Consider the following 21052-nt stretch of genomic DNA (forward strand, 5'->3'; position numbering starts at 1 on the left):
AAGTGTTACATGTTAAGAGCCTTAATATTGCGCTAAACGGTACGACCCATTGGGGGGTCGAATGTCTTTCTTTTTATAAAGGTTTGACCTCAATAAGATCCTTTATCTTCCTCAGCTTAATGATTGCCCTTCGGAAAGCGAAAGCCTCAGAATGATAATTTATATAGTTTAATCTTGCTTTTATACACCTTCTTTTTAGAGTTCTTTACGAAGTCGGGCAACTGGGATATTCATGGCTTCCCGGTATTTTGCGACAGTACGACGGGCAATGGTATAACCCTTTTCCTTAAGAATGTCGGTTAATTTTTCATCCGCCAATGGTTTGCGTTTGTCTTCGTTGGCTATACATTCTTCCAGAATCTTTTTTACTTCCTTGTTTGACACCTCTTCTCCGGAATCAGTTTGAATAGCTTCTGAAAAAAATGATTTCAGTAAGAATGTCCCAAATTCAGTTTGTACATATTTCGAATTGGCCACACGGGAGACGGTGGAAATATCCATCTCGATCTTATCTGCGATATCTTTTAAAATCATCGGCTTAAGCATGCGGTCGTCACCCGTTAAGAAATAGTCGTATTGATATTCCATAATGGCATTCATCGTTTTTAAAAGTGTTTGTTGGCGTTGCTTGATCGCATCGATAAACCACTTTGCAGAATCTAATTTTTGTTTTACAAATTGAACAGCTTCTTTCATTTTCTTATCTGATTTCTCTGTCTTTTCGTAGTGTTCAAACATGTCTTGATAAGATCGCGAAACGCGTAGTTCGGGGGCATTACGGCCATTCAGTGTCAAATGTAATATACCATCATTGTTCATGATATGGAAATCAGGAATTACATGCAGCTGTTTTCCGGCTACAGCTCCAGAATCTCCTGGCTTAGGATTCAATTTTAAAATTTCATTGATTATTTCTCTCAGTTCTTCAGAATTTACGCCTAATTGCTTCTCTATTTTGTCGTAATGTTTCTTGATAAATTCATCCAAATAGTTTTCGACAACTTGAATTGCCTTTTTAACGATCAAATTGCTTTGATCTTTTTTTCGAAGCTGGATAAGGAGACATTCCTGTAAATTTCTGGCTCCAATACCTGCAGGCTCAAATTCCTGGATAATTTCCAGCATTTCCTCTACTTCTTTTTCATCTGTAATTACATTTTGAGAAAAAGCGAGATCATCTATCAGCGATGGGATAGGTCGTCTTAAGTATCCGTCGTCATCTAGACTGCCAATGATTTGGTTGCCGACAAGATATTCTTTCTCGGATAAAGCGAGTAAGTCCAGCTGATTTTGTAGTTTTTCGAAAAATGAATCTTGTATAGCGATGGGGATCTCCTTACGGTCGTCCTCATCATCGTTGGAATAATTACTTCCGTAATCATTAAAATCATCTTCTTGTATATATTCTTCTACACTAAACTCTTCATCATATGAATCATCACTGCTTTCGAAATTTTCGTCCGGATCTTTATCTGGATATTCTTCAACAGGATCATTCATATTTGCCAAACTGCCATCCTCCAATGCTGGATTTTCTTCCAGTTCTTCTTTTATTCTGGTGTCTAATGAAGCGGTAGGAACCTGCAACAATTTTATAAACTGTATTTGTTGAGGTGATAATTTTTGTAGTAATTTTTGTTGTAATGTTTGTTTTAACATGCTTAAGCTAATTACAAATGTAAATTTAGTTAATAATATTGAGATAATTTAAATTTAGGATAGTGAGAAGGGTGTGCTTATAGTGTAAATAAGATATTTTAAGAAGTAACGAGGTGATTTTTACCCGTTATTCTTATTTGTTAAAATTCGTTAATTTTTTTATTCGTCATTATCAATTAATCCTTTAATATGTAGTTTTTTCAAACATTTTATTCATATTTACCACATGTTTACACGAGTAAAAAACAAGCCCCTTCGCTACCTTCTTATTGCTATCTATAGCATCATATTATTTACGTGCGCTGTTCAACTTAATTTTTTAGGTCTTTTTGGGTATACCCCTACCAAAAAAGACATCGTTATGCCTACATTAAATGTAGCTTCTGAGGTATATACGGCTGATTCGGTGTTGATTGGCCGTTATTTTGAAGAAGATAGGGATCCGGTGTCCTATGATAGTATTGCTTCTTCAGTTTTGGAAGCGTTGATTGCGACAGAAGATATTAGATTCTATAAACATAATGGTATTGATTTTTTGGGATTAATTTCAGGAGCGGTTTCAACGTTGAAAGGAGATCCGCGTGGAGCTAGTACAATTACGCAACAGCTTGCAAAAAACTTATACCGTACGCGTTACGCTCATTCACAGGGATATTTAAGCAGAATCCCTGGGATTAATATTCTCATTACTAAATATAAAGAGTGGATGACTGCCTATAAGCTGGAACAAAAATATTCGAAGAACGAAATCATTACGATGTATTTGAATACTGTTTCTTTTAGTAACAATGCATATGGGATCAAGTCTGCATCTCTTCGGTATTTCAATAAGCTGCCAAGTGCGCTTCAAGTTAATGAGAGTGCATTGTTGATCGGCATGTTGAAGGGTACAACTATTTATAATCCTACGCGTAATCCTAAAAATGCACTTCAAAGGAGAAACGTGGTACTGAGTCAGATGCAAAAAGCAAATTTTATTTCTTCTGCCGAAGTCGCGCTTCTTAGTCAAGATTCGTTAAAATTAAACTTAAATCATCAAGATAATAGGGATGCAAATGATTCTTACTTACGTGCTGCTGTGGAACGGTGGTTGGATAAATGGAGTCAAGACAATGAAATAGATATTTATAAGGCAGGACTAAAAATATATACTACTATTGATTCAAGGATGCAGAAAATCGCTGAAGATGTCGTGGCAAAACAGATGAAAGAGCTGCAGCGCAGGCTGGAAAATACTTGGCGTGGTCAAGAGCCTTGGCGCGATAAGTCAGGAGAAGTGTTGCCTGATTTTTTGGAAAACCATGCACGTAAGCTTCCAATATATAAGGAATTGATGGAGAAATATCATGATGAGGACTCTGTCTTTTCCGTTTTGGATCAGAAAAAGAAAATGAAAGTATTCACTTGGAACGGTATGGAAGAAGTAAATTATTCTACTATGGATTCTTTAAGACATTATATCGTGATGCTGAATACGGGTATGATGGCAATGGATCCGTATAATGGTGAAATAAAAGTCTGGATCGGTGGCATTAACCATTCTTTCTACAAATTTGACCATGTCAACCAATCTAAACGTCAGGCGGGATCCACATTTAAACCTTTTGCCTATCTGGCGGCGTTGGAATCTGGAATGACACCTTGTGATAAATATGTCGATCAACCCATTAAAATTGATTTTGTCAATTTAAAAGGAGAAGCTGAGGTTTGGGAACCGAAGAATGCGGATTGGACATTTTCCCATCAAAATATGTCATTAAGATGGGCGATGGCTAGATCGCTTAATTCTATCACTGCACAGGTCACGCAAGATGTGGGATGGGATAAAGTCGTGGAAGTAGCGCACCAATGTGGAATAGAAAGTAAATTGGAACCTGTCCCTTCTGTAGGATTAGGATCTAATGACGTATCGGTATTCGAAATGGTACGGGCATATAGTACATTTATGAATGCGGGTAAAAAAACGGAGCCGATCTTGGTTTCTAAAATTGTGGATATGGAGGGGCATACAATAGCAGAGTTTAAATCAGATCAAAAGCAAGTAGTAGATCCTGAGAATGCGTGGTTGATGACGTATATGCTTAGAGGTACGATAGAAGAGCCAGGTGGCACGTCACAAGCACTTTGGGAATGGGACCTATTTCGTAATAATAACGAAATTGGTGGTAAAACAGGGACTTCTTCAGACTATGTCGATGGTTGGTATATGGGCGTGACCAAGGATTTGGTAGCTGGCGTATGGGTGGGGTGTGATGAGCAGAGTATACATTTTAAAAATTCGCAAACTGGAGAAGGTTCTAAAACGGCATTGCCAATTTATGCGGCGTTTATGGAAGAGATATATAAAAATCCAGAATTTGGTGTGACCTTTGGGGAATTTCCGGAAGCAACAGTAGAGATCAAAAAAGAATATAAGTGTCCTAGTCCTCGAATTCCGGTGCAACAAGATACTGTAAGGGCAGAACGGGATTCATTGGGAGATATTGATGTTAATATGTTGCCCACTTTACCGCAGATAAGACCAAGTTTGCCGCAAAATTCCAGTTCAAATGCGGATTCCGACGAAAATATTTAGATATTGATATAATAAGGGGAAGGAATTTATTATTTTAGGCATTATGCTAACAATTATGAAAAAGAATTTAACCATTACGATTAGCCGTTTTTTTGTAGCATTTTTAATGTTAATGGTAGTCATACCTGCATCTGCACAATATTTTGGGCAGAATAAAATGCGCTATAAAAAGCTGAATTTTAAAGTTTATGATACACCGCACTTTAATATGTATTATTATTTAGAGAATGATACGCTGGTGAAATGGCTAGCTAAGGAGAGCGAAGTATGGTATGAATTGCATCAACAGGTATTTCAAGATACGTTCTCGCGGAAAAATCCATTGATTATTTATAATAATCATCCGGAATTTCAACAGACTACAGCTATTTCTGGCGAGATAGGTGTCGGAACGGGCGGTGTGACAGAGGCCTTTAAACAAAGGGTGGTAATGCCCATTATGCAGATTAATCAGCAGACTAGGCATGTTTTGGGACATGAATTGGTGCATGCCTTTCAATATCGGGTGTTGATGGAGGGGACTGATTCTACTCGTTTGGAAAGTATCGGTAATATTCCATTGTGGATGATAGAAGGTATGGCCGAATACTTTTCTATTGGTAAAAAAGATGCGTTCACCTCGATGTGGATGCGTGATGCCTATGTCAATAAGGATATTCCATCCCTTAGACAGATGACAGAGCAGTCGTATAATTATTTTCCTTATCGATATGGTCAGGCATTTTGGTCGTATATTGGATCTACTTATGGAGATACTGTAATTATGCCTTTATTTATTGAAACTGCGAAATATGGGTATGAAAATGCTATCCGTCGTGTATTTGGTTATGATGCGCAGACGATTTCAACGTTATGGAAGAATAGCATGGAGAGCACTTATCGTAATCTGAATAAGGATACTACTTCTAATCCGATCGGTATTAGTCTGATAAATCGTACAAACGGAGGTCGGATGAATGTTTCTCCTACAATTTCTCCGGATGGGAAATATGTCGTTTATCTTTCGGAACAGGATCTCTTTAGTATCGATCTCTTTTTGGCGGATGCCAACACAGGAAAAACGATACGAAAGTTGGGGAGCAAATTGACAAATAGTGATATCGATGAATTTAGCTTTTTAGAATCAGCAGGAACATTTTCTCCGGATTCTAAGCAGTTTGCTTTTAGTGTTTTTAGTGATGGCAAAAACAAATTGATGTCTGTAGATGTACAAACCGGGAAGGTTGTATTTGTCGAATCTATGGCCGATATAATAGAGTTTACAAATATTACTTGGTCGCCCGAAGGGGACAAAGTTGCTTTCTCTGGTTTAAGAAATGGACATAGTGACATCTATATTTATAACTTGAAGACGAAGCAACTTAATCAACTAACAAATGATCTTTACTCCGATTTTCAACCTAGTTTTTCCCGTGACGGTAAATATATAGTATTCAGTACAGATCGGGTTGCTTTACAGTCGGACTCCCGTTCAGTGGATATTCCGATGAATTTGGCTATAATTAATGTTGTTAGCAAAGAAATTCGAAATATTGAAATATTTCCCGGGGCAAATAATTTGAATCCACATTTTTCGTCGAATGATCAAGAAATCTATTTCCTTTCCAATGGAGATGGTTTTAGGAATATGTACCGTTACCTTATTAATTCGAATACTGTAGAAAAATTAACGGATTATTTTACTGGTATAAGCGGCATTACGGAATATTCTCCTGCCATGAGTATCTCTGCAAACGACGAAATCGTATATTCTTATTATAAAAAGAATCAATATACCGTCTATAAAGCAAAAAGTACGGATTTTCAAGCTCAGGTCGTAGATGGCAATGTGACGGACTTTAATGCAGCGATGCTTCCGCCAAATGTAAATCGGGGAATAAATGTTGTCAATACGAACTTGCAGAACTTTAATGTGTTTCAACGGATTGATGATTCGCAGATAAATAATATAGCGTATCAACCAAAGTTTAAATTAGATTATCTAGCAAATAGCGGTGTGGGGATGTCTGTAGGATCTCGCTATGGTGCAGGTATTGCGAGTGGTGTACAAGGGATGTTCTCTGATATTTTGGGATATAATCAGATTTTTGCCGCACTTAATATCAATGGCGAGATTTATGATTTTGGAGGTCAAGTAGCGTATATTAACCAACGCAGCCGCTGGAATTGGGGGGGATCTCTGTCGCATATTCCTTTTCGGTATGGTTTCAATAGTTACGAACTTGAGGATTTTGGATATGGTGATGAATATTCAATTAACACTTATATGATCCGTCAATTCCAAACGCAGTTTGATGCATTTGTGGCTTATCCATTCAATAGGCATCATCGGTTTGAATTAGGTGGAGCAGTTTCCCAATATAATTACAGAGTTGAAAAATGGCGTCAAAGTTATTACTATGGCTACGGAGATCGTGAAAAGTTGTCGAATCAAGAAGCACGGGAACTAGGCCTTGGTAATTTTCAATCTGCTTTTCTACAACAAACAAGCGCAGGATTTGTAGGGGATAATGCGGTTTTTGGTATAGCCGCACCTTTACAGGGATTTAGGTATCGATTGGAATATGGTCGTGTATTTGGCGACTATAATTTTTCAACAATAAATGTTGATGTTCGTAAATATCAACGCTTTAAACCGATCACGTTAGCAGCAAGAGTGTATTCCTATATGCGTGTAGGTAAAGATGAGGATCAATTGTACGGAATGTACATTGGTTATCCCTATTTGGTAAGAGGGTTCGAAAATGGTGATTTCGATACTTCCGGAAAAATAAGTTGGTCTGATTTAATGGGCTCACGGATGGCTGTTGCTAATTTTGAGGTTCGTTTGCCATTTACCGGGCCAGAGAAACTCGCCGTGTTAAAATCTGGATTCTTATTTTCCGATCTTAATTTCTTTGTAGACGCCGGATTGGCTTGGAGCAAAGGAAACACGGTGAAGTGGAATAAAACGGATGCGGATTTAATCACAGAAACAGAAAATGGCCAGACTATCACTTATTATGATTCAAATGTAAGGATGCCGGTTTTCAGTACAGGAGTTTCACTACGCGTGAATTTATTTGGGGCAATGATTCTTGAACCGTATTATGCGATCCCTATTAACAAGACACGTTCAAAATTTGGTACATTCGGACTAAACTTTGCGCCGGGATGGTAGTCTAATCTTTGAGTTTGCACGTAAGATGATGCGTGTTGAGGTTGTTAAGGTCGTTGTTTAAGCTTAGGCATAAACAACGGCTTTTTTTGTATGCGGCGCTGATCTCTGGATGATATTTAACCAGTTTGGGTTATGTTTTCTAATGAGTCTTTCTTTTTGCATCCGTGTAAAGTGTTTAATTTCATCAACGCGTTTTTGTGCCGCTTCAAAAGAAGGAAGTTCTTCACTATATATTATTCTATTAAATTTAGGAGCAGAAGAAAACAAAGGCCCGTCAGCTTGTTCAATTTCATGAAGTTTTAAGAATACATCTTTGCAGTATCCTACTTCTAGATACAGTCTGTTGCTATCTGTTATTATGTAAATACAGTGTTTTTTCATGTTATTTGCTAAATTATTTGGTTTTATGTTTTTTCTTCACTAATTTTATTGGTACAATATTACTAATAATTTTAGTATTTAAAAATATATTTAAAAAAATATTATGTCAAACATCGCTTCTAATCTTAAATATTTAAGAAAAAATAAAGGACTTACTCAACAGCAATTTGCGGATGTAATGGATATTAAACGTGCTTCGGTGGGCGCATATGAAGAAGATAGAGCGGAGCCTAAGTATGAGTTGCTAAAGAAAATAGCTGATTATTACGCGCTCTCGATGGATGAATTGGCTAATGATGTAATCGATGAAAAATGGAAGCCTACCCCTAAAGGAAATGCCTCTAACTTACGCGTGCTGAGTATTACAGTGGATCAATCAGATCGGGAGAATATAGAGCTAGTGCCTATAAAAGCCAGTGCAGGGTATCTTAATGGATATGCAGATCCGGAGTATGTAAAGGAATTGCCAAAATTCAATCTTCCTATGTTCAATCAGGGGACGTATAGAGCTTTTGAGATCAAAGGGGATTCCATGTTACCATTGCCGTCGGGTAGTGTCATTATAGGTGAATATGTTGAGAATTGGAATGATATAAAGCCAGGTCAGACATATGTAGTGATCTCAAAAGATGAGGGAGTGGTGTATAAACGTATTGCTTTTAAATATAAAGAAGATAAAGGACTTAAACTTGTTTCTGATAATAAAGTTTATGAATCGTATTGGGTTGGGCCTGCTGATATTTTGGAAATATGGAAAGCTAAAGCTTTTATATCGACCGAACTTCCGGAACCTGTAGCGGAGCCTACGATGGAAACGTTAACTTCTATGATGGCTCAAATGCAGAAAACTATTAATTCAGTGGTAGATACGAAAAAATAATAGTACGGATTTTTGTTTCTGTGAAAAATTTTATACCTTTGTGGTATCTGAAAGGAAGGGGGCATCGTATGCCCCCTTTTTTAATTCAATGATTAGAATATGCAAGTTGAACAACGGGTAAAGGAATTAGTAGAAGAAAAAATTGGAGATCGTGACGATTTATTTATCGTAAGCATCAAAATGCAGAGTAATGGGGTGTTAGCGATTTTGCTAGACGGTGATCAGGGGATTTCTATAGACGATTGCGTTAAAGTAAGCAGACATGTTGGTTTTCATCTTGAAGAAGAGAATGTAATAGAAACTGCATATCGTTTAGAAGTCTCTTCGCCAGGTATTGATTCTCCACTTGTGTTGTTGCGTCAGTATATGAAAAATATAGGACGTGATGTACGATTGAAGCTAGAGGATGGGACTGCAAAAGAAGGTAAATTGATCGCTGCAACAGCGCAAGAACTTACAATTGAAGAAAAAGTAAAAGAAAAAGGAAAGAAAGCTGAAATAAAAGAAGCTGTATTTCCCTTAAGCCAAATAAAAGAAACAAAGGTTTTAATTTCATTTAAATAAAAATGAGCAGCAATATCAATTTGATTGACTCTTTTCAGGAGTTTAAAGAGTTCAAAAATATTGACCGTCCGACGGTAATCACAGTGCTTGAAGAAGTATTTCGTAGTATGATTCGTAAACGTTTTGGTACAGATGAAAACGTAGACGTTATTGTAAATCCAGATAATGGGGATTTGGAAATTTGGAGAACCCGTGTTGTAATGGAAGACGGATTTTCTGAAGACGACGATCTTGAAATCGAACTTGCAGAAGCACATCAATACGATCCAGACTTAGAGGTAGGGGACGAACATATAGAGCAGATTACATTAGAAAGTTTTGGGCGTCGTGCTATTTTAGCTGCTCGTCAGACATTAGTTTCTAAAGTATTGGAATTAGAAAAAGACGAAGTATTCAAAAAGTATAAGGATCGTGAAGGCGAATTGGTAATAGGGGAAGTATATCAAATCTGGAAAAAGGAAATTTTGGTGCTGGACGAAGATGGTAATGAACTTATTCTTCCAAAAACAGAGCAAATTCCTGCCGATTATTTCAAAAAAGGAGATAGTATTCGTGCCGTAGTTTCTAAGGTAGATATGATGAATAGTAATCCTAAGATTATTATTTCACGTACTGCACCTGAATTCCTACAACGTTTATTTGAATTGGAAGTTCCTGAAATTTTCGATGGGTTGATTACCATCAAGAAAATTGTTCGCGAACCAGGAGAGCGCGCTAAAGTTGCAGTCGAATCGTATGATGACCGTATAGATCCGGTAGGTGCTTGTGTAGGTATGAAAGGATCTCGTATTCACGGTATCGTGCGCGAACTGCGGAATGAAAACATCGATGTAATCAATTTCACGACAAACCATTCGCTTTATATTACGCGTGCGTTGAGCCCAGCTCGGATTTCTTCCATCAAAATTGATGAAGATGGTAAGGCTGCAGCAGTGTACTTAAAACCTGATCAGGTTTCTTTAGCAATCGGACGTGGTGGTCATAATATCAAGTTGGCTGGAAAATTGACAGGTTATGAGATTGATGTATACCGTGAAAATGATGAAATCGAGGAGGATGTGGATATCGAAGAATTCGCAGATGAAATCGATAGCTGGATCATCGATGAATTAAAACGAGTTGGATTGGATAGTGCAAAATCTGTTTTAACACTATCGCATGAAGAATTAGTTCGTCGTACGGATTTAGAAGAAGATACTATCCAAGAGATAGTTCGCATATTGCAAGCTGAGTTTGAATAACTATGTGCCTGCATCACCAAAAACAAAATGTAAATATTTGTTATTTGCGTGTAAAAAAAACATATTTTTGTAAAGACTAAAATTTTTAGAGGTTAATAATAGATGACAGAAGGTAAAAGTATAAACTTACTTAAAGCAGCAAAAGAACTTAATATAGGTATTGGGACTGCCGTAGAATATTTGGCAAAAAAGGGATTTGAGGTAGAATCAAAACCTAACACTAAATTATCTTCGGATATGTACAATGTTCTTTTGCATGAATTCCGGGGTGATAAGATCGTTAAAGACGAGGCTAAGCAAATTGTCATTGGCAAAATTCGTCGCGATGAATCACCTTCAACAGGAGGGAATACACCTTCTCTGGATTCTAATGCCTCTGAGAACGACGATACAAAAGAGGTTAAGGAAATCTTAATCAAGAATGTAAGTAATGCTGCTGCGCTTGAATCTCCAACAAAATCCGAATCGAAGAAAGAAGAAGATGCTGGAAATCAGCTTAAAGTAGTAGGTAAAATTGATTTGGATAGCTTGAGTAGAGGTAAGTCGAAAAAGAAAGAAGAAGAAATAGTTAATCCAGAGCAAACTTCCCAACCTGAAAAAGTTGAGGAGAAGAAAGAAGAACCTAAGGTTGTAGCGGAAGAACCGAAGAAGGAAGAACCGAAAGTGGAAACACCTAAGATTGAAACGCCTAAGATTGAAGAGTCTGTAGTAGAAACTCCGAAAGTTGAACTACCGAAAAGAGAGGAATCTAGACCGGTTCCCATGGTAAAGGCAGAGGAGAAAAAAGAAGAACCTAAGACGGTTACCCCCGTTACTAAGACAGAAGCTCCAGCGAAACCTCAGGACGATGTAATTCGTGCCCGTTCAGAAAAATTAGAAGGACCAAAGGTTATAGGTAAGATTGTATTGCCTACTTTCAAACCAAAAGAAAAGCCTGTGGCATCTTCTTCTAACGCAAATGCCGACAACAAACGTAAACGTAAGCGTACAAATAAGCCAAATACACCGGTATCTCCAAATGATCAAAATAACCAACAACAAGGTCAAGGCGGTCAAAATAGAGGTCCTGGTACCCATACAAATGCACCTGGTGCAGGGCAACGTCCTGACAACAGAAACCACAGCAGACCTGGAGGTCCAGGAGGTAATCAACCTGGTAAAGGGCGACCAAATTTCCAAAATAGAGGAAGACAGGACGCTCCTAAGGAAGAATTGTCGGAAAAAGAGATTCAAGATCAAATCAAAGCAACGCTTGCTCGTTTAAGTGGTGCAGGTAAATCAGGTAAATTTGCACAGCGCGCCAAATTGCGTCGTCAAAAACGTGATGATATAGCCACTTCTGCAGAAGAAGCAGCATTGGAACAAGAAATGATGTCCAAAGTGTTAAAAGTAACAGAATTTGTTACAGCTAACGAATTGGCAAATCTGATGGACGTTCCAGTTACACAGGTAATAGGTACGTGTATGAGCTTGGGTATGTTTGTGTCTATCAACCAGCGATTGGACGCAGAAACATTGACTATCGTAGCAGATGAATTTGGATACAAAGTAGAATTTATCAAGCCGGAGGATGAAGAGGTTGCAGAACTGGAAGAACCGGATACTGAGGAAAACTTGATCTCCCGAGCACCGATTGTAACTGTAATGGGGCACGTTGACCATGGTAAGACATCGTTATTGGATTATATCCGTAAGGCAAATGTGACAGGGGGTGAAGCTGGTGGTATTACGCAACATATTGGTGCATATGCCGTTAAACTAGAAGATGGTAGAAAGATTACATTTTTAGATACTCCGGGCCACGAGGCCTTTACTGCCATGCGTGCACGTGGTGCTAAGGTGACAGATATTGTTATTATCGTCGTTGCAGCAGATGATGCCGTGATGCCTCAGACAAAAGAAGCAATTAATCACGCTCAGGCGGCTGGCGTACCGATTGTATTTGCCTTCACGAAAGTGGATAAACCGGGAGCGAATGCAGACCGTGTGCGTGAACAATTATCCGCAATGAATATCCTAGTGGAAGAGTGGGGCGGTAAATACCAAGCGCAAGAGATTTCTGCTAAGACGGGTTTAAATGTTGAACTTTTATTAGAAAAAGTATTATTAGAAGCTGAATTGCTTGACCTTAAGGCGGATCCTACGAAACGTGCTGTAGGTTCAGTCATTGAAGCAGCTTTAGATAAAGGGCGTGGTATCGTTACTACGGTATTAGTTCAGGGTGGTACTCTCCGCGTCGGAGACCCAATATTAGCAGGCTCACATTCTGGTAAGGTGAAAGCTTTGACTAATGAGCGTGGCGAACGTGTGAAAGAAGCCGGACCATCTCAGCCAGTACAGATTTTGGGTATGGCTGGTGCGCCGACTGCAGGAGATAAGATATATGTTATGGAGAGTGAGTCAGAAGCTCGTCAAATGGCAAATAAACGTCTTCAATTACAGCGTGAACAAGGTATGCGTGCTACGAAACACATTACCTTGGATGAAATTGGCCGTCGTTTGGCTATCGGTAACTTTAAGGAACTTAATATCATTGTTAAAGGTGATGTGGATGGTTCTATCGAAGCGTTGTCCGATTCGTTATTGAAATTATCTACCGACGAAATCCAAGTGAATATCATTCACAAATCTGTAGGTGCGATTTCTGAGTCCGATGTATTGTTAGCATCTGCATCAGACGCAATTATTATTGGTTTCCAGGTTCGTCCTTCACAAGGTGCACGTAAACTAGCCGAAGGTGAGCAGATCGATATCCGTCTTTACTCCATCATTTACGATGCAATCGAAGAGATTAAATCTGCGATGGAAGGTATGTTGGCTCCGAAATTTGAAGAGAAAATCGTTGCTGAAGTTGAGATCCGCGAAACATTTAAAATCTCTAAAGTCGGTACAATTGCAGGTTGTATGGTATTGAGCGGTAAAATCAATCGTAACAATGATATCCGTATTATCCGTGAAGGTGTTGTAATTCATACCGGTAAATTAGCTTCATTGAAACGCTTTAAAGACGATGTTAAAGAAGTTTCTTTCGGATATGAATGTGGTCTGAATATTGACCGATACAATGATATCCAAGTAGGCGATATCGTGGAAGCATACGAACAAGTAGAAGTAAAACGTAAGTTGTAATAACTTATCAACAATAGCATAGTGAAATCCTGACCTTAGTGTCAGGATTTTTTATATCCTATAATATTTATTTGATTATTTTCTGTGAAGATTTTATCTTTAAAACATGCATAAGTTTAGAGTATCTGAAATTATTCGACAACCCAATCATAATATTACCATACGCTTTGATGATATTGACAGTGCTTTTCCAACCTACAAAGCCGGTCAATTTTTGACCTTATCCTTTTTGTTTGGAGATAGGGAAGTACGTAGATCATATTCCTTTAGTAGCTCTCCGGCGTTAGAAGAGAAGCCCGAAATCACTGTAAAACGTGTCGATAACGGTGAAATATCCCGTTTACTGCATCATAAGACTAGGGTAGGCGACGTTATCCATGTAATGGATCCGCAGGGATTATTTGTGTATGAACCTCGGGAAGATAGTTCAAGAACTATTTTTCTTTTTGCGGCAGGTGTAGGAATTACACCTTTATATTCTATTCTGAAAACGGCATTAACGGCTGAAAAGAAAAGCAAAGTAGTATTGATATATAGTAATAACGCACAACAAAATACGATTTTTTACGAGGAGTTGTTGGCTTGGCAAACGCGGTATCCAAAGCGTTTGAAGATTGAATTTATCTGGTCCAATACCAAGAACTTATTACGTGCTCGCCTCAACAGAGATTATATTATTGATTTGGTACAATCAAACCTTAGTGAGGGAGAGGAAGCGGTGTTCTATACTTGTGGACCTGTTTTCTATATGGATCTGTGTCGTTTTACCCTTTTAGGTATGGGATTTCCAGATAACACGATAAAACGGGAAACATTTCATTTTCCAGAAGAGGAAGAGGACGAAGACGAGAAAGAGGAAGAACCAGTAGATAAGGTAAGTTACGAGGTTAAGTTGAAGTTCCAAGGGCAAGAATACGATTTGATTATTCCGTATAATAAAACAATTCTCGACGTAGGTTTAGAACATAAAATAAAATTGCCCTACTCCTGCAAATCGGGTATGTGCAGTACTTGTATTTCTCAGGTTACTGAAGGAGAGGTGCGTATGGATTATAACGAAGTACTTACGGATCGGGAAGTGGAAAATGGGAGATGCTTGATTTGCACTTCACACCCCCTGTCAAGTGGTACTACAATCGAAGTTATTTAATATCTTACAATGATAAAAAAGTAATTACATAGATGAAAAATATAGTTTTATTGTTTTTCTTAGCGCAGGGTATTTTATCTTTAGCCTTAGGTCAGGATAAGTATAGAATTACCTATCAGTCTTTTTATAATGGACAGATATCCAAACAGGAACCTATCGTAGTTTATGCAAGTCCAGATTATTCTGCAATTACCAAAGAAAGCATACTGTCGGGAGAACAGAAATTTCCTCATGAATATTATTTTATAGATCAGCAGGCTAAGCTGTTTTATAAAGAAACGGCATTATCAAAGGATAAAAAAATAGCGGCGGTGGATTCTAATGTCTTTGGTAAGTATGTTTATAATCAGACTCGTGAGACCAAGTTAATTCTGGGGCACAGTGCGCGGAAAGCTAGCCTATCTGTTAATTCGAATGCAATAGAGATATGGTATACCAACGAGCTAAATGTTTATGGAGCTCCTAATGAAACAGGTCTTCCACTTGGTCTGGTATTGGAGTACATGCGCAACGGGAGTAGCAGCTTAGTCGCTACAAAAATCGAAAAAGTAGATACATTTCCAAGTTCGGTTCAACCACCAGAAGCTCGATATCTTTTGGACGAATTAACATATCGTGATATCCTTTGGAAGAGTCGCTTTATTCAAGTGCCAATTTTTAAAGATGAACTAATATCTTTCAATCCCGAGCAGGTTAAATCAGATTCTATATTACGCTTCGCGGAAGGCACGGTAATCGTAAAGAAAGTCAAAATTCCAGAGGTGGCAGGGAATAGTCAGGTGTTCATTGAGCTGATTGAAAAATCAAACGGAGATGCTTACGATCGTACGGGATCCGTTTTTTTAATCGCAGATGATCAGGAACTTACCTTTTTGGACGGGATGAAAAATGGGATGACGACATTACCTCGCTATGATAATGGAGATGGCAATAATTATCTAGGGATGATCCGAACGGATAAATTCAGTCCGGTATACGAGCTGATGCGTTTTTTTACTCCGTTTGGCGTGAGTCACTTTAATGATAGGTTGACCCTAAAAGGGAAGACTTGGCAAGATAGCGTCATCTATAGGCAAGAAATTTCCGAATTTTTGAAAGTGCTTACGGGTAAAGAGGTCTATATTGGAACTTATATTGGAAATTATGATAAAGGGGGGCATAAAGTGAGCCTGGAACTCACTATTCATTCTGGCAATTCTTCGTATGCAAAAGGCAAAAGCAGCATCGCATTATTCAATACAACCAACGTGATGGAGATGGGAGGACAAACTTACGCCACTTTATTTGGTCTGGAAAAGGGACTGCAATTTACGTTTGATATTCCGAAAGATATTGAAAATGTACAGCTCAGATATATTACAACGGGACATGGTGGATGGGGAAATGGAGATGAATTTGTGCCTAAAGTAAATAGTATCTATCTTAATGGGCGACTTTCATTTCAGTTTACGCCATGGCGATTAGACTGTGGTGGCTACCGACTTTATAATCCCGTGTCAGGTAATTTTGAGAACGGATTATCTTCATCAGATTTAAGTCGTTCAAATTGGTGTCCCGGTACCGTTACTAACCCGATTTTCATCAACTTAGGGAATCTAAAAGCCGGTAAACATACCATTCGTATTCATATTCCACAGGGACCCCGGGAAGGCGATAGCATGAGCTTTTGGAATGTGAGTGGTGCTTTGATTTATTAAAAAAATCATCTGGTAAAGATAATTATACCTCCTACAATAATAAGCATGTTTTTACGTTGAATAAGTAATTGATATAACCAATTAAAAAGGAGGTCGTTATGAATCTATTGTACAAAATAGAACATTGGGGAGATACTCATCATCCTCGTTGGCTTGATTATTTAAGAATTGTTTTGGGCATTCTGATTTTTTTTAAAGGAATAAGTTTTATTTCAGATACGGATGCTGTTGCTAGATTAATTGCGCTTACTAATTTTCAACTGTCAATATGGGGTGCAGTGCATTATGTTGCTTTTGCGCATTTGGTTGGAGGTATATTTATCGCCTTCGGATTAGTTACACGGTTAGCAGTATTAATACAAATTCCCATTTTGATTGGCGCTGTATTTTTCGTTAATATCACCAATGGTTTTAGTTTTTTAAACTCCGAGTTTTGGCTGTCGTTGATTGTATTACTATTATTGATTTTGTTTTTGATTGTTGGTTCCGGAAAGTATTCTTTAGACCATGCAATGCGTAAACCCGGTTATCTGCGTAAGATATAATGTAAAGAACCTTTTTCTTTACATACCCCTTTCGCTTAATATACGGAGTTAATATTGGTGCTTGTTGGTGTAAAGTTAGTATTAAACGGCTAATAAATTGTCGGGATGGCAGGATTTGAACCTACGACCTCCAGCACCCCATGCTGGCGCGATACCTGGCTACGCTACATCCCGATAATGCAAAAGTATAATAAAAAACAATAAATAAAAATAGATCGGTAAAATTTTAAATCATTAAAACTTCTGAACAAAAAACACCTTTTGGTTTTAAAAGTATTTATAGTGCTGCCACTTTTCCACTCGAGGAAGTATTAAAGTTTCTTTTGGCAGGAGATCCTTTATAAGATATTCGTGCGCTGGATGATGCATTTGCTTCTAATTCCTCCGTTACCCATATAAGGGACTTCGCAGATGAACTTGCATTTACCGTAGCTGTTGTTGTCTTTAATCCACTTAGATCTGCTGAAGCACTTGAAGATGTCTGAATAGTGCCTGTTGATGCTGTTCCAGTAAGCACAGCCTTAGCACTACTTGTCGCCTTTAAAACCAATATATTGCTTTCCACCTTTCCCTGATATTTTGCAGAGGACGATATAGAGGCAGTTATATTTTTAGCTTTTACATTCATGTTTAGTTGTCCGGAAGAAGAAACCTGAATATTTAGATCATTGGATACGACTACAGGATGGATGTTAAGAACAGCGCTTGATGAAATAGTGATTGTATTCAGACCTTGATTTCCATATATTGCTACTTTCACATTACGTATGGTTTTGAGACCTCGGCTGTTCTCAATATGTATTTTAAGCGTGCCATCTTCTACCGTTGTTTTGATATATTGTAGATCACTTTTTTTCTCGACTCGTACAACTACTTCCTGACGATCCGACTTGATGTACTCTGCAACAATTCCGGTGGCCACTGAAATGCCATTGTAAGAACCCGTTTTTCTTATTTCTTGTTCTTGTGCAAACGCGAGGTTGGTAATAAGTGTTAGAAGAATGATGATACTTTTCATGTTTAACTAAATTAATTTTGCAATTTATGGTTGCAATAATACTAATTTCATTATAAATGGTATCTGTCGTATTAGGCCGAAGGCCTTTGTCTTTCGGTGAACGCGGATATATTGTCGGTAAACATCGATGACTTACGAAAGTGAACCAATGTATCTGAAGACAATAGATTATCTTTTATTGATGATCCGCACATATAGCTCCTCGACTTTCTGACGTGCCCAGGGTGTTTTTCTCAGAAAGGTAAGGGACGATTTCATGCTTGGGTTTTCATTAAAACATTTAATATTTATTCGTTTACCCAAACCTTCCCACCCTCCATAATAGCTCACAAGGTGTTCAATGATAGTATCTAATCTTTTTCCATGTAAGGGATTGTTGAGTTGTTCTTGCATAGGATAAAAGTAATAAAAATTATCATTTTCATTGGAAAGATCGAAGAGAACCTATTCGCAAATCTCCTTTAAACGTTTGAGTGCCTTAGGCCACGTTTTGTCAAAATAAGCAACGTATTCATCATTCGTATCTACCGCTATATCGACGGTTGTAATACCACCATTTTCTTTAAAAGTATAATTCTCCAGCGCTCCGGCCCAACCCGCTACTGCGGGTCCCTCCGTAATTTCGATATCGTTGTCCAATATGCCGTAATGTCGGATAGAGATGTATTCATTTGGAATATGTTCTGCAATTTGAGCGATCATCCCTTCACATTTCCCTGTCTCATTGGTGGAAGTAAAATAGATCTTGTCGCCTTTATTCCACCCACCTTTAAAATCAGAAGTAGGATTAAATTCCGATGTCCATTGTTTGTATGTATCTCTGTTTAGCATGGTATCGAAAACTTTTGATACGGGTGCTTGAATGTCGATATTATATAGTAGAGTTTTCATAGTCATTTATATTAATGCTTTAATTATAATAGATGTTTACCGTATTTTGTTTTAATCGTTTTTGATTTCGTCATTGCTTTTAAAATCGCAGCTATTTAAATCAATTTTAGGCTTATTTTTTTGAAATAAACTTGCCATATGATAAGAAAACGCTTACGTTAAATAGGATAGAGATTTATATTATTTAATGACATTAACGTGTCATTAAATAATATAAAAAAAATGAACTTTGCCTAACACTGTTAAATGATTTTATATATTTAAACAATGGGCAGTAAAGAACGTATACAACGTCTAAAAGACGACAACAGAAATAAAATCCTCGATGCCTCTCTTCAGATTGTTAAAGAAGAGGGATGGCAGGCTTTGAGTATGCGTAAGATAGCGGATATTATCGAATATACTGCACCCATGATTTATGAATATTTTGCTAATAAAGAGGCGATCTTAACAGAACTTGCCAATCAAGGATATCTACTACTTGCTAAAAAGGTGAAAAATGCCAAGGATGAAACAACAGATTTGGAAAAACAATTAGAAGCAATGTGGTTCAGCTATTGGGATTTTGCTTTTGAAGAAAGAGAACTTTACCAACTTATGTTTGGTGTGGGAACCGCTTGTTGCGGACTGGAAAAGACTTATACATGTGTCGAATCCCATGGTAAAATTATTAGTGATGTTATCCGCGAAGTAATGAAGGACCAACAACCGTCCGAAGAATTGGTCTGCCGAAAATACTTCACCTATTGGTCAGTTATTCACGGACTTATTTCGATCAACTTGGTCAACCAAGGCAACGGTGATGTTACCAATCAACAAGTGCTTAAAGATGCCATTTACGGTATCACCAGATCCCTAACCGGGTAAATTTTTTTGTCTGTAATAATACATTGTTAGACTATTTAACGATGTTAAATACGTAATACTACAATACACACATTATAATTTTTCTCAACACATAAAAAATCATTAAATGATCTCATGGAAACATTAACGCAACAACTTAACACTGTTAAACAATTTAATATTGTAAAAATTAGTTATTTCTTATCCGCTGTATTGCTCTATAGTTGTTCTACAGGTACGAGTAAGCCAGTGGAACTTCCTTCTCCAAGTTTGCCCGTGATGACGGTCGAGAGCGTAGATGAAACACTTTATCGGGAATATCCTGCATCTATAGAAGCTTTGGCTAATATTGAAATCCGACCACAGGTAAATGGTACACTGGAGCGTATCTACATCGATGAGGGGGCAAAAGTCAGCAAAGGACAACCTCTTTTCAAGATTAATGATCAAGCCTATCAAGAGCAATTGAATCAAGCAAACGCCAATCTGCAGGCGGCAAAAGCTGCGCTAGAAAATGCAGAACTAGAAGTAGAAAAAAAGACACGCTTAGTTAACAACAAAGTATTAACAGATTTTCAACTACAGACAGCTGTTAGTAGTCGAAACGCTGCAAAGGCAAGCGTACAGCAAGCGTTGTCTGCCGTAGAATCGGCTAAGATTAATCTCGGGTATACGCTTATAAAAGCTACTGTAGACGGATATATCGGCCGTTTGCAGAAAAAACAAGGAAGCCTAGTTGCTCCTACTGATCAAGAAGCACTTACGGAGTTATCCAATGTAAAAGAGTTACACGTTTATTTTTCTTTAGGTGAAAATGATTTCATTGATTTTAAAAATAATGTCCAAGGAGCTAGCATAGAGCAGAAACTCAATAATCTTCCGCCAATAACATTGGCTCTATCGGATCAGAGTATTTATGAGCACGAAGGTAGAATTGATATGGTAGATGGTCAATTTGACAAAAACACCGGTTCGATAACGCTTAGAGCTACATTTCGTAACCCCGAGGGTATATTACGTAGCGGCAATACCGGAAAAATTAGAATTGAAAAGAAATATAGTCAGACACTTCTTATTCCTCAGGTGGCAACTGTAGAAATGCAGGATAAAATATTCGTCTATACGGTAGATAAGGAACACAAAGTTAGTCAGCAGCCTATAGAAATTATCGGTAAAAGTGGAGCGAACTACTTGGTGAAGAGTGGCATAAAACAAGGGGATAAAATTGTGTACAAAGGCATCGATCTCTTGCAAGATGGACAGCTTATTACTCCTCAGTTAGTATCAAAAGATAGCATCAATTAATATACTATAAG

General features: G+C 37.8%; 16 protein-coding genes and 1 tRNA gene. 11 read left to right on the forward strand and 6 right to left on the reverse strand.

The features are described 5' to 3' along the window. Positions 1 to 195: 195 nt before the first annotated feature. On the reverse strand, positions 196 to 1659 hold the full coding sequence (gene rpoN, locus FAZ15_RS19695) for an RNA polymerase factor sigma-54 (protein ID WP_136903084.1): 1464 nt from the start codon (positions 1657 to 1659) through the stop codon (positions 196 to 198). 361 nt (positions 1660 to 2020) lie between these two features. On the opposite strand from rpoN, the gene FAZ15_RS19700 reads away from it, so the two are divergent. Both FAZ15_RS19700 and FAZ15_RS19705 read left to right on the forward strand, forming a co-directional pair. Beyond that, positions 2021 to 4234, forward strand: a complete 2214-nt coding sequence (locus FAZ15_RS19700) for a transglycosylase domain-containing protein (protein ID WP_317130496.1) — start codon at positions 2021 to 2023, stop codon at positions 4232 to 4234. A 55-nt stretch (positions 4235 to 4289) separates the two neighbouring features. Beyond that, on the forward strand, positions 4290 to 7394 hold the full coding sequence (locus tag FAZ15_RS19705) for a peptidase MA family metallohydrolase (RefSeq protein WP_317130497.1): 3105 nt from the start codon (positions 4290 to 4292) through the stop codon (positions 7392 to 7394). A gap of 63 nt (positions 7395 to 7457) precedes the next feature. On the opposite strand, the gene FAZ15_RS19710 is transcribed toward FAZ15_RS19705, so the two are convergent. Further along, the gene (locus FAZ15_RS19710; protein WP_136903086.1) at positions 7458 to 7775 is read right to left on the reverse strand and encodes a GIY-YIG nuclease family protein; all 318 of its coding nucleotides are present in this window, start codon (positions 7773 to 7775) and stop codon (positions 7458 to 7460) included. 103 nt (positions 7776 to 7878) lie between these two features. Between FAZ15_RS19710 and FAZ15_RS19715 the strand changes: the two genes are divergently transcribed. The 7 genes from FAZ15_RS19715 (at position 7879) to FAZ15_RS19745 (ending at position 16981) form a co-directional block, all read left to right on the forward strand. Continuing rightward, positions 7879 to 8655, forward strand: coding sequence for an XRE family transcriptional regulator (locus FAZ15_RS19715; protein ID WP_136903087.1), 777 nt, complete (start codon positions 7879 to 7881; stop codon positions 8653 to 8655). 99 nt (positions 8656 to 8754) lie between these two features. Then, on the forward strand, positions 8755 to 9219 hold the full coding sequence (gene rimP / locus FAZ15_RS19720; protein ID WP_136903088.1) for a ribosome assembly cofactor RimP: 465 nt from the start codon (positions 8755 to 8757) through the stop codon (positions 9217 to 9219). A 2-nt stretch (positions 9220 to 9221) separates the two neighbouring features. Next, positions 9222 to 10460: a transcription termination factor NusA gene (gene nusA / locus FAZ15_RS19725; protein WP_136903089.1), complete on the forward strand. Its 1239-nt coding sequence runs from the start codon at positions 9222 to 9224 to the stop codon at positions 10458 to 10460. 102 nt (positions 10461 to 10562) lie between these two features. Further along, positions 10563 to 13589 (forward strand): translation initiation factor IF-2, encoded by a 3027-nt coding sequence (infB, locus tag FAZ15_RS19730; protein WP_136903090.1) that lies wholly within the window; start codon positions 10563 to 10565, stop codon positions 13587 to 13589. Positions 13590 to 13695: 106 nt separating this feature from the next. Further along, positions 13696 to 14739, forward strand: a complete 1044-nt coding sequence (locus FAZ15_RS19735; protein ID WP_136903091.1) for a ferredoxin--NADP reductase — start codon at positions 13696 to 13698, stop codon at positions 14737 to 14739. Positions 14740 to 14771: 32 nt separating this feature from the next. Continuing rightward, positions 14772 to 16436 (forward strand): PNGase F N-terminal domain-containing protein, encoded by a 1665-nt coding sequence (locus FAZ15_RS19740; RefSeq protein ID WP_136903092.1) that lies wholly within the window; start codon positions 14772 to 14774, stop codon positions 16434 to 16436. Positions 16437 to 16534: 98 nt separating this feature from the next. After that, the gene (locus FAZ15_RS19745; protein WP_136903093.1) at positions 16535 to 16981 is read left to right on the forward strand and encodes a DoxX family protein; all 447 of its coding nucleotides are present in this window, start codon (positions 16535 to 16537) and stop codon (positions 16979 to 16981) included. A gap of 100 nt (positions 16982 to 17081) precedes the next feature. Here FAZ15_RS19745 and FAZ15_RS19750 read toward each other — a convergent pair. The 4 genes from FAZ15_RS19750 to FAZ15_RS19765 all read right to left on the reverse strand — a co-directional run bounded on the left by FAZ15_RS19750 (position 17082) and on the right by FAZ15_RS19765 (position 18890). Beyond that, a tRNA-Pro gene (locus FAZ15_RS19750) sits at positions 17082 to 17155 on the reverse strand. Between the two features lie 103 nt (positions 17156 to 17258). Then, positions 17259 to 17999, reverse strand: coding sequence for a GIN domain-containing protein (locus FAZ15_RS19755; RefSeq protein WP_136903094.1), 741 nt, complete (start codon positions 17997 to 17999; stop codon positions 17259 to 17261). A gap of 168 nt (positions 18000 to 18167) precedes the next feature. After that, positions 18168 to 18392, reverse strand: coding sequence for a VF530 family protein (locus FAZ15_RS19760; protein WP_136903095.1), 225 nt, complete (start codon positions 18390 to 18392; stop codon positions 18168 to 18170). A gap of 51 nt (positions 18393 to 18443) precedes the next feature. Beyond that, positions 18444 to 18890, reverse strand: coding sequence for an SRPBCC family protein (locus FAZ15_RS19765; RefSeq protein ID WP_136903096.1), 447 nt, complete (start codon positions 18888 to 18890; stop codon positions 18444 to 18446). Positions 18891 to 19157: 267 nt separating this feature from the next. Between FAZ15_RS19765 and FAZ15_RS19770 the strand changes: the two genes are divergently transcribed. Next, complete coding sequence (locus tag FAZ15_RS19770; protein WP_136903097.1) at positions 19158 to 19757, forward strand: TetR/AcrR family transcriptional regulator; 600 nt, start codon at positions 19158 to 19160, stop codon at positions 19755 to 19757. A gap of 114 nt (positions 19758 to 19871) precedes the next feature. Beyond that, positions 19872 to 21041 (forward strand): efflux RND transporter periplasmic adaptor subunit, encoded by a 1170-nt coding sequence (locus tag FAZ15_RS19775; protein ID WP_136903098.1) that lies wholly within the window; start codon positions 19872 to 19874, stop codon positions 21039 to 21041. The last annotated feature ends 11 nt before the right edge of the window (positions 21042 to 21052 follow it).

The sequence above is a fragment of the Sphingobacterium olei genome, from assembly GCF_005048855.1.
Lineage (GTDB): Bacteria > Bacteroidota > Bacteroidia > Sphingobacteriales > Sphingobacteriaceae > Sphingobacterium > Sphingobacterium olei.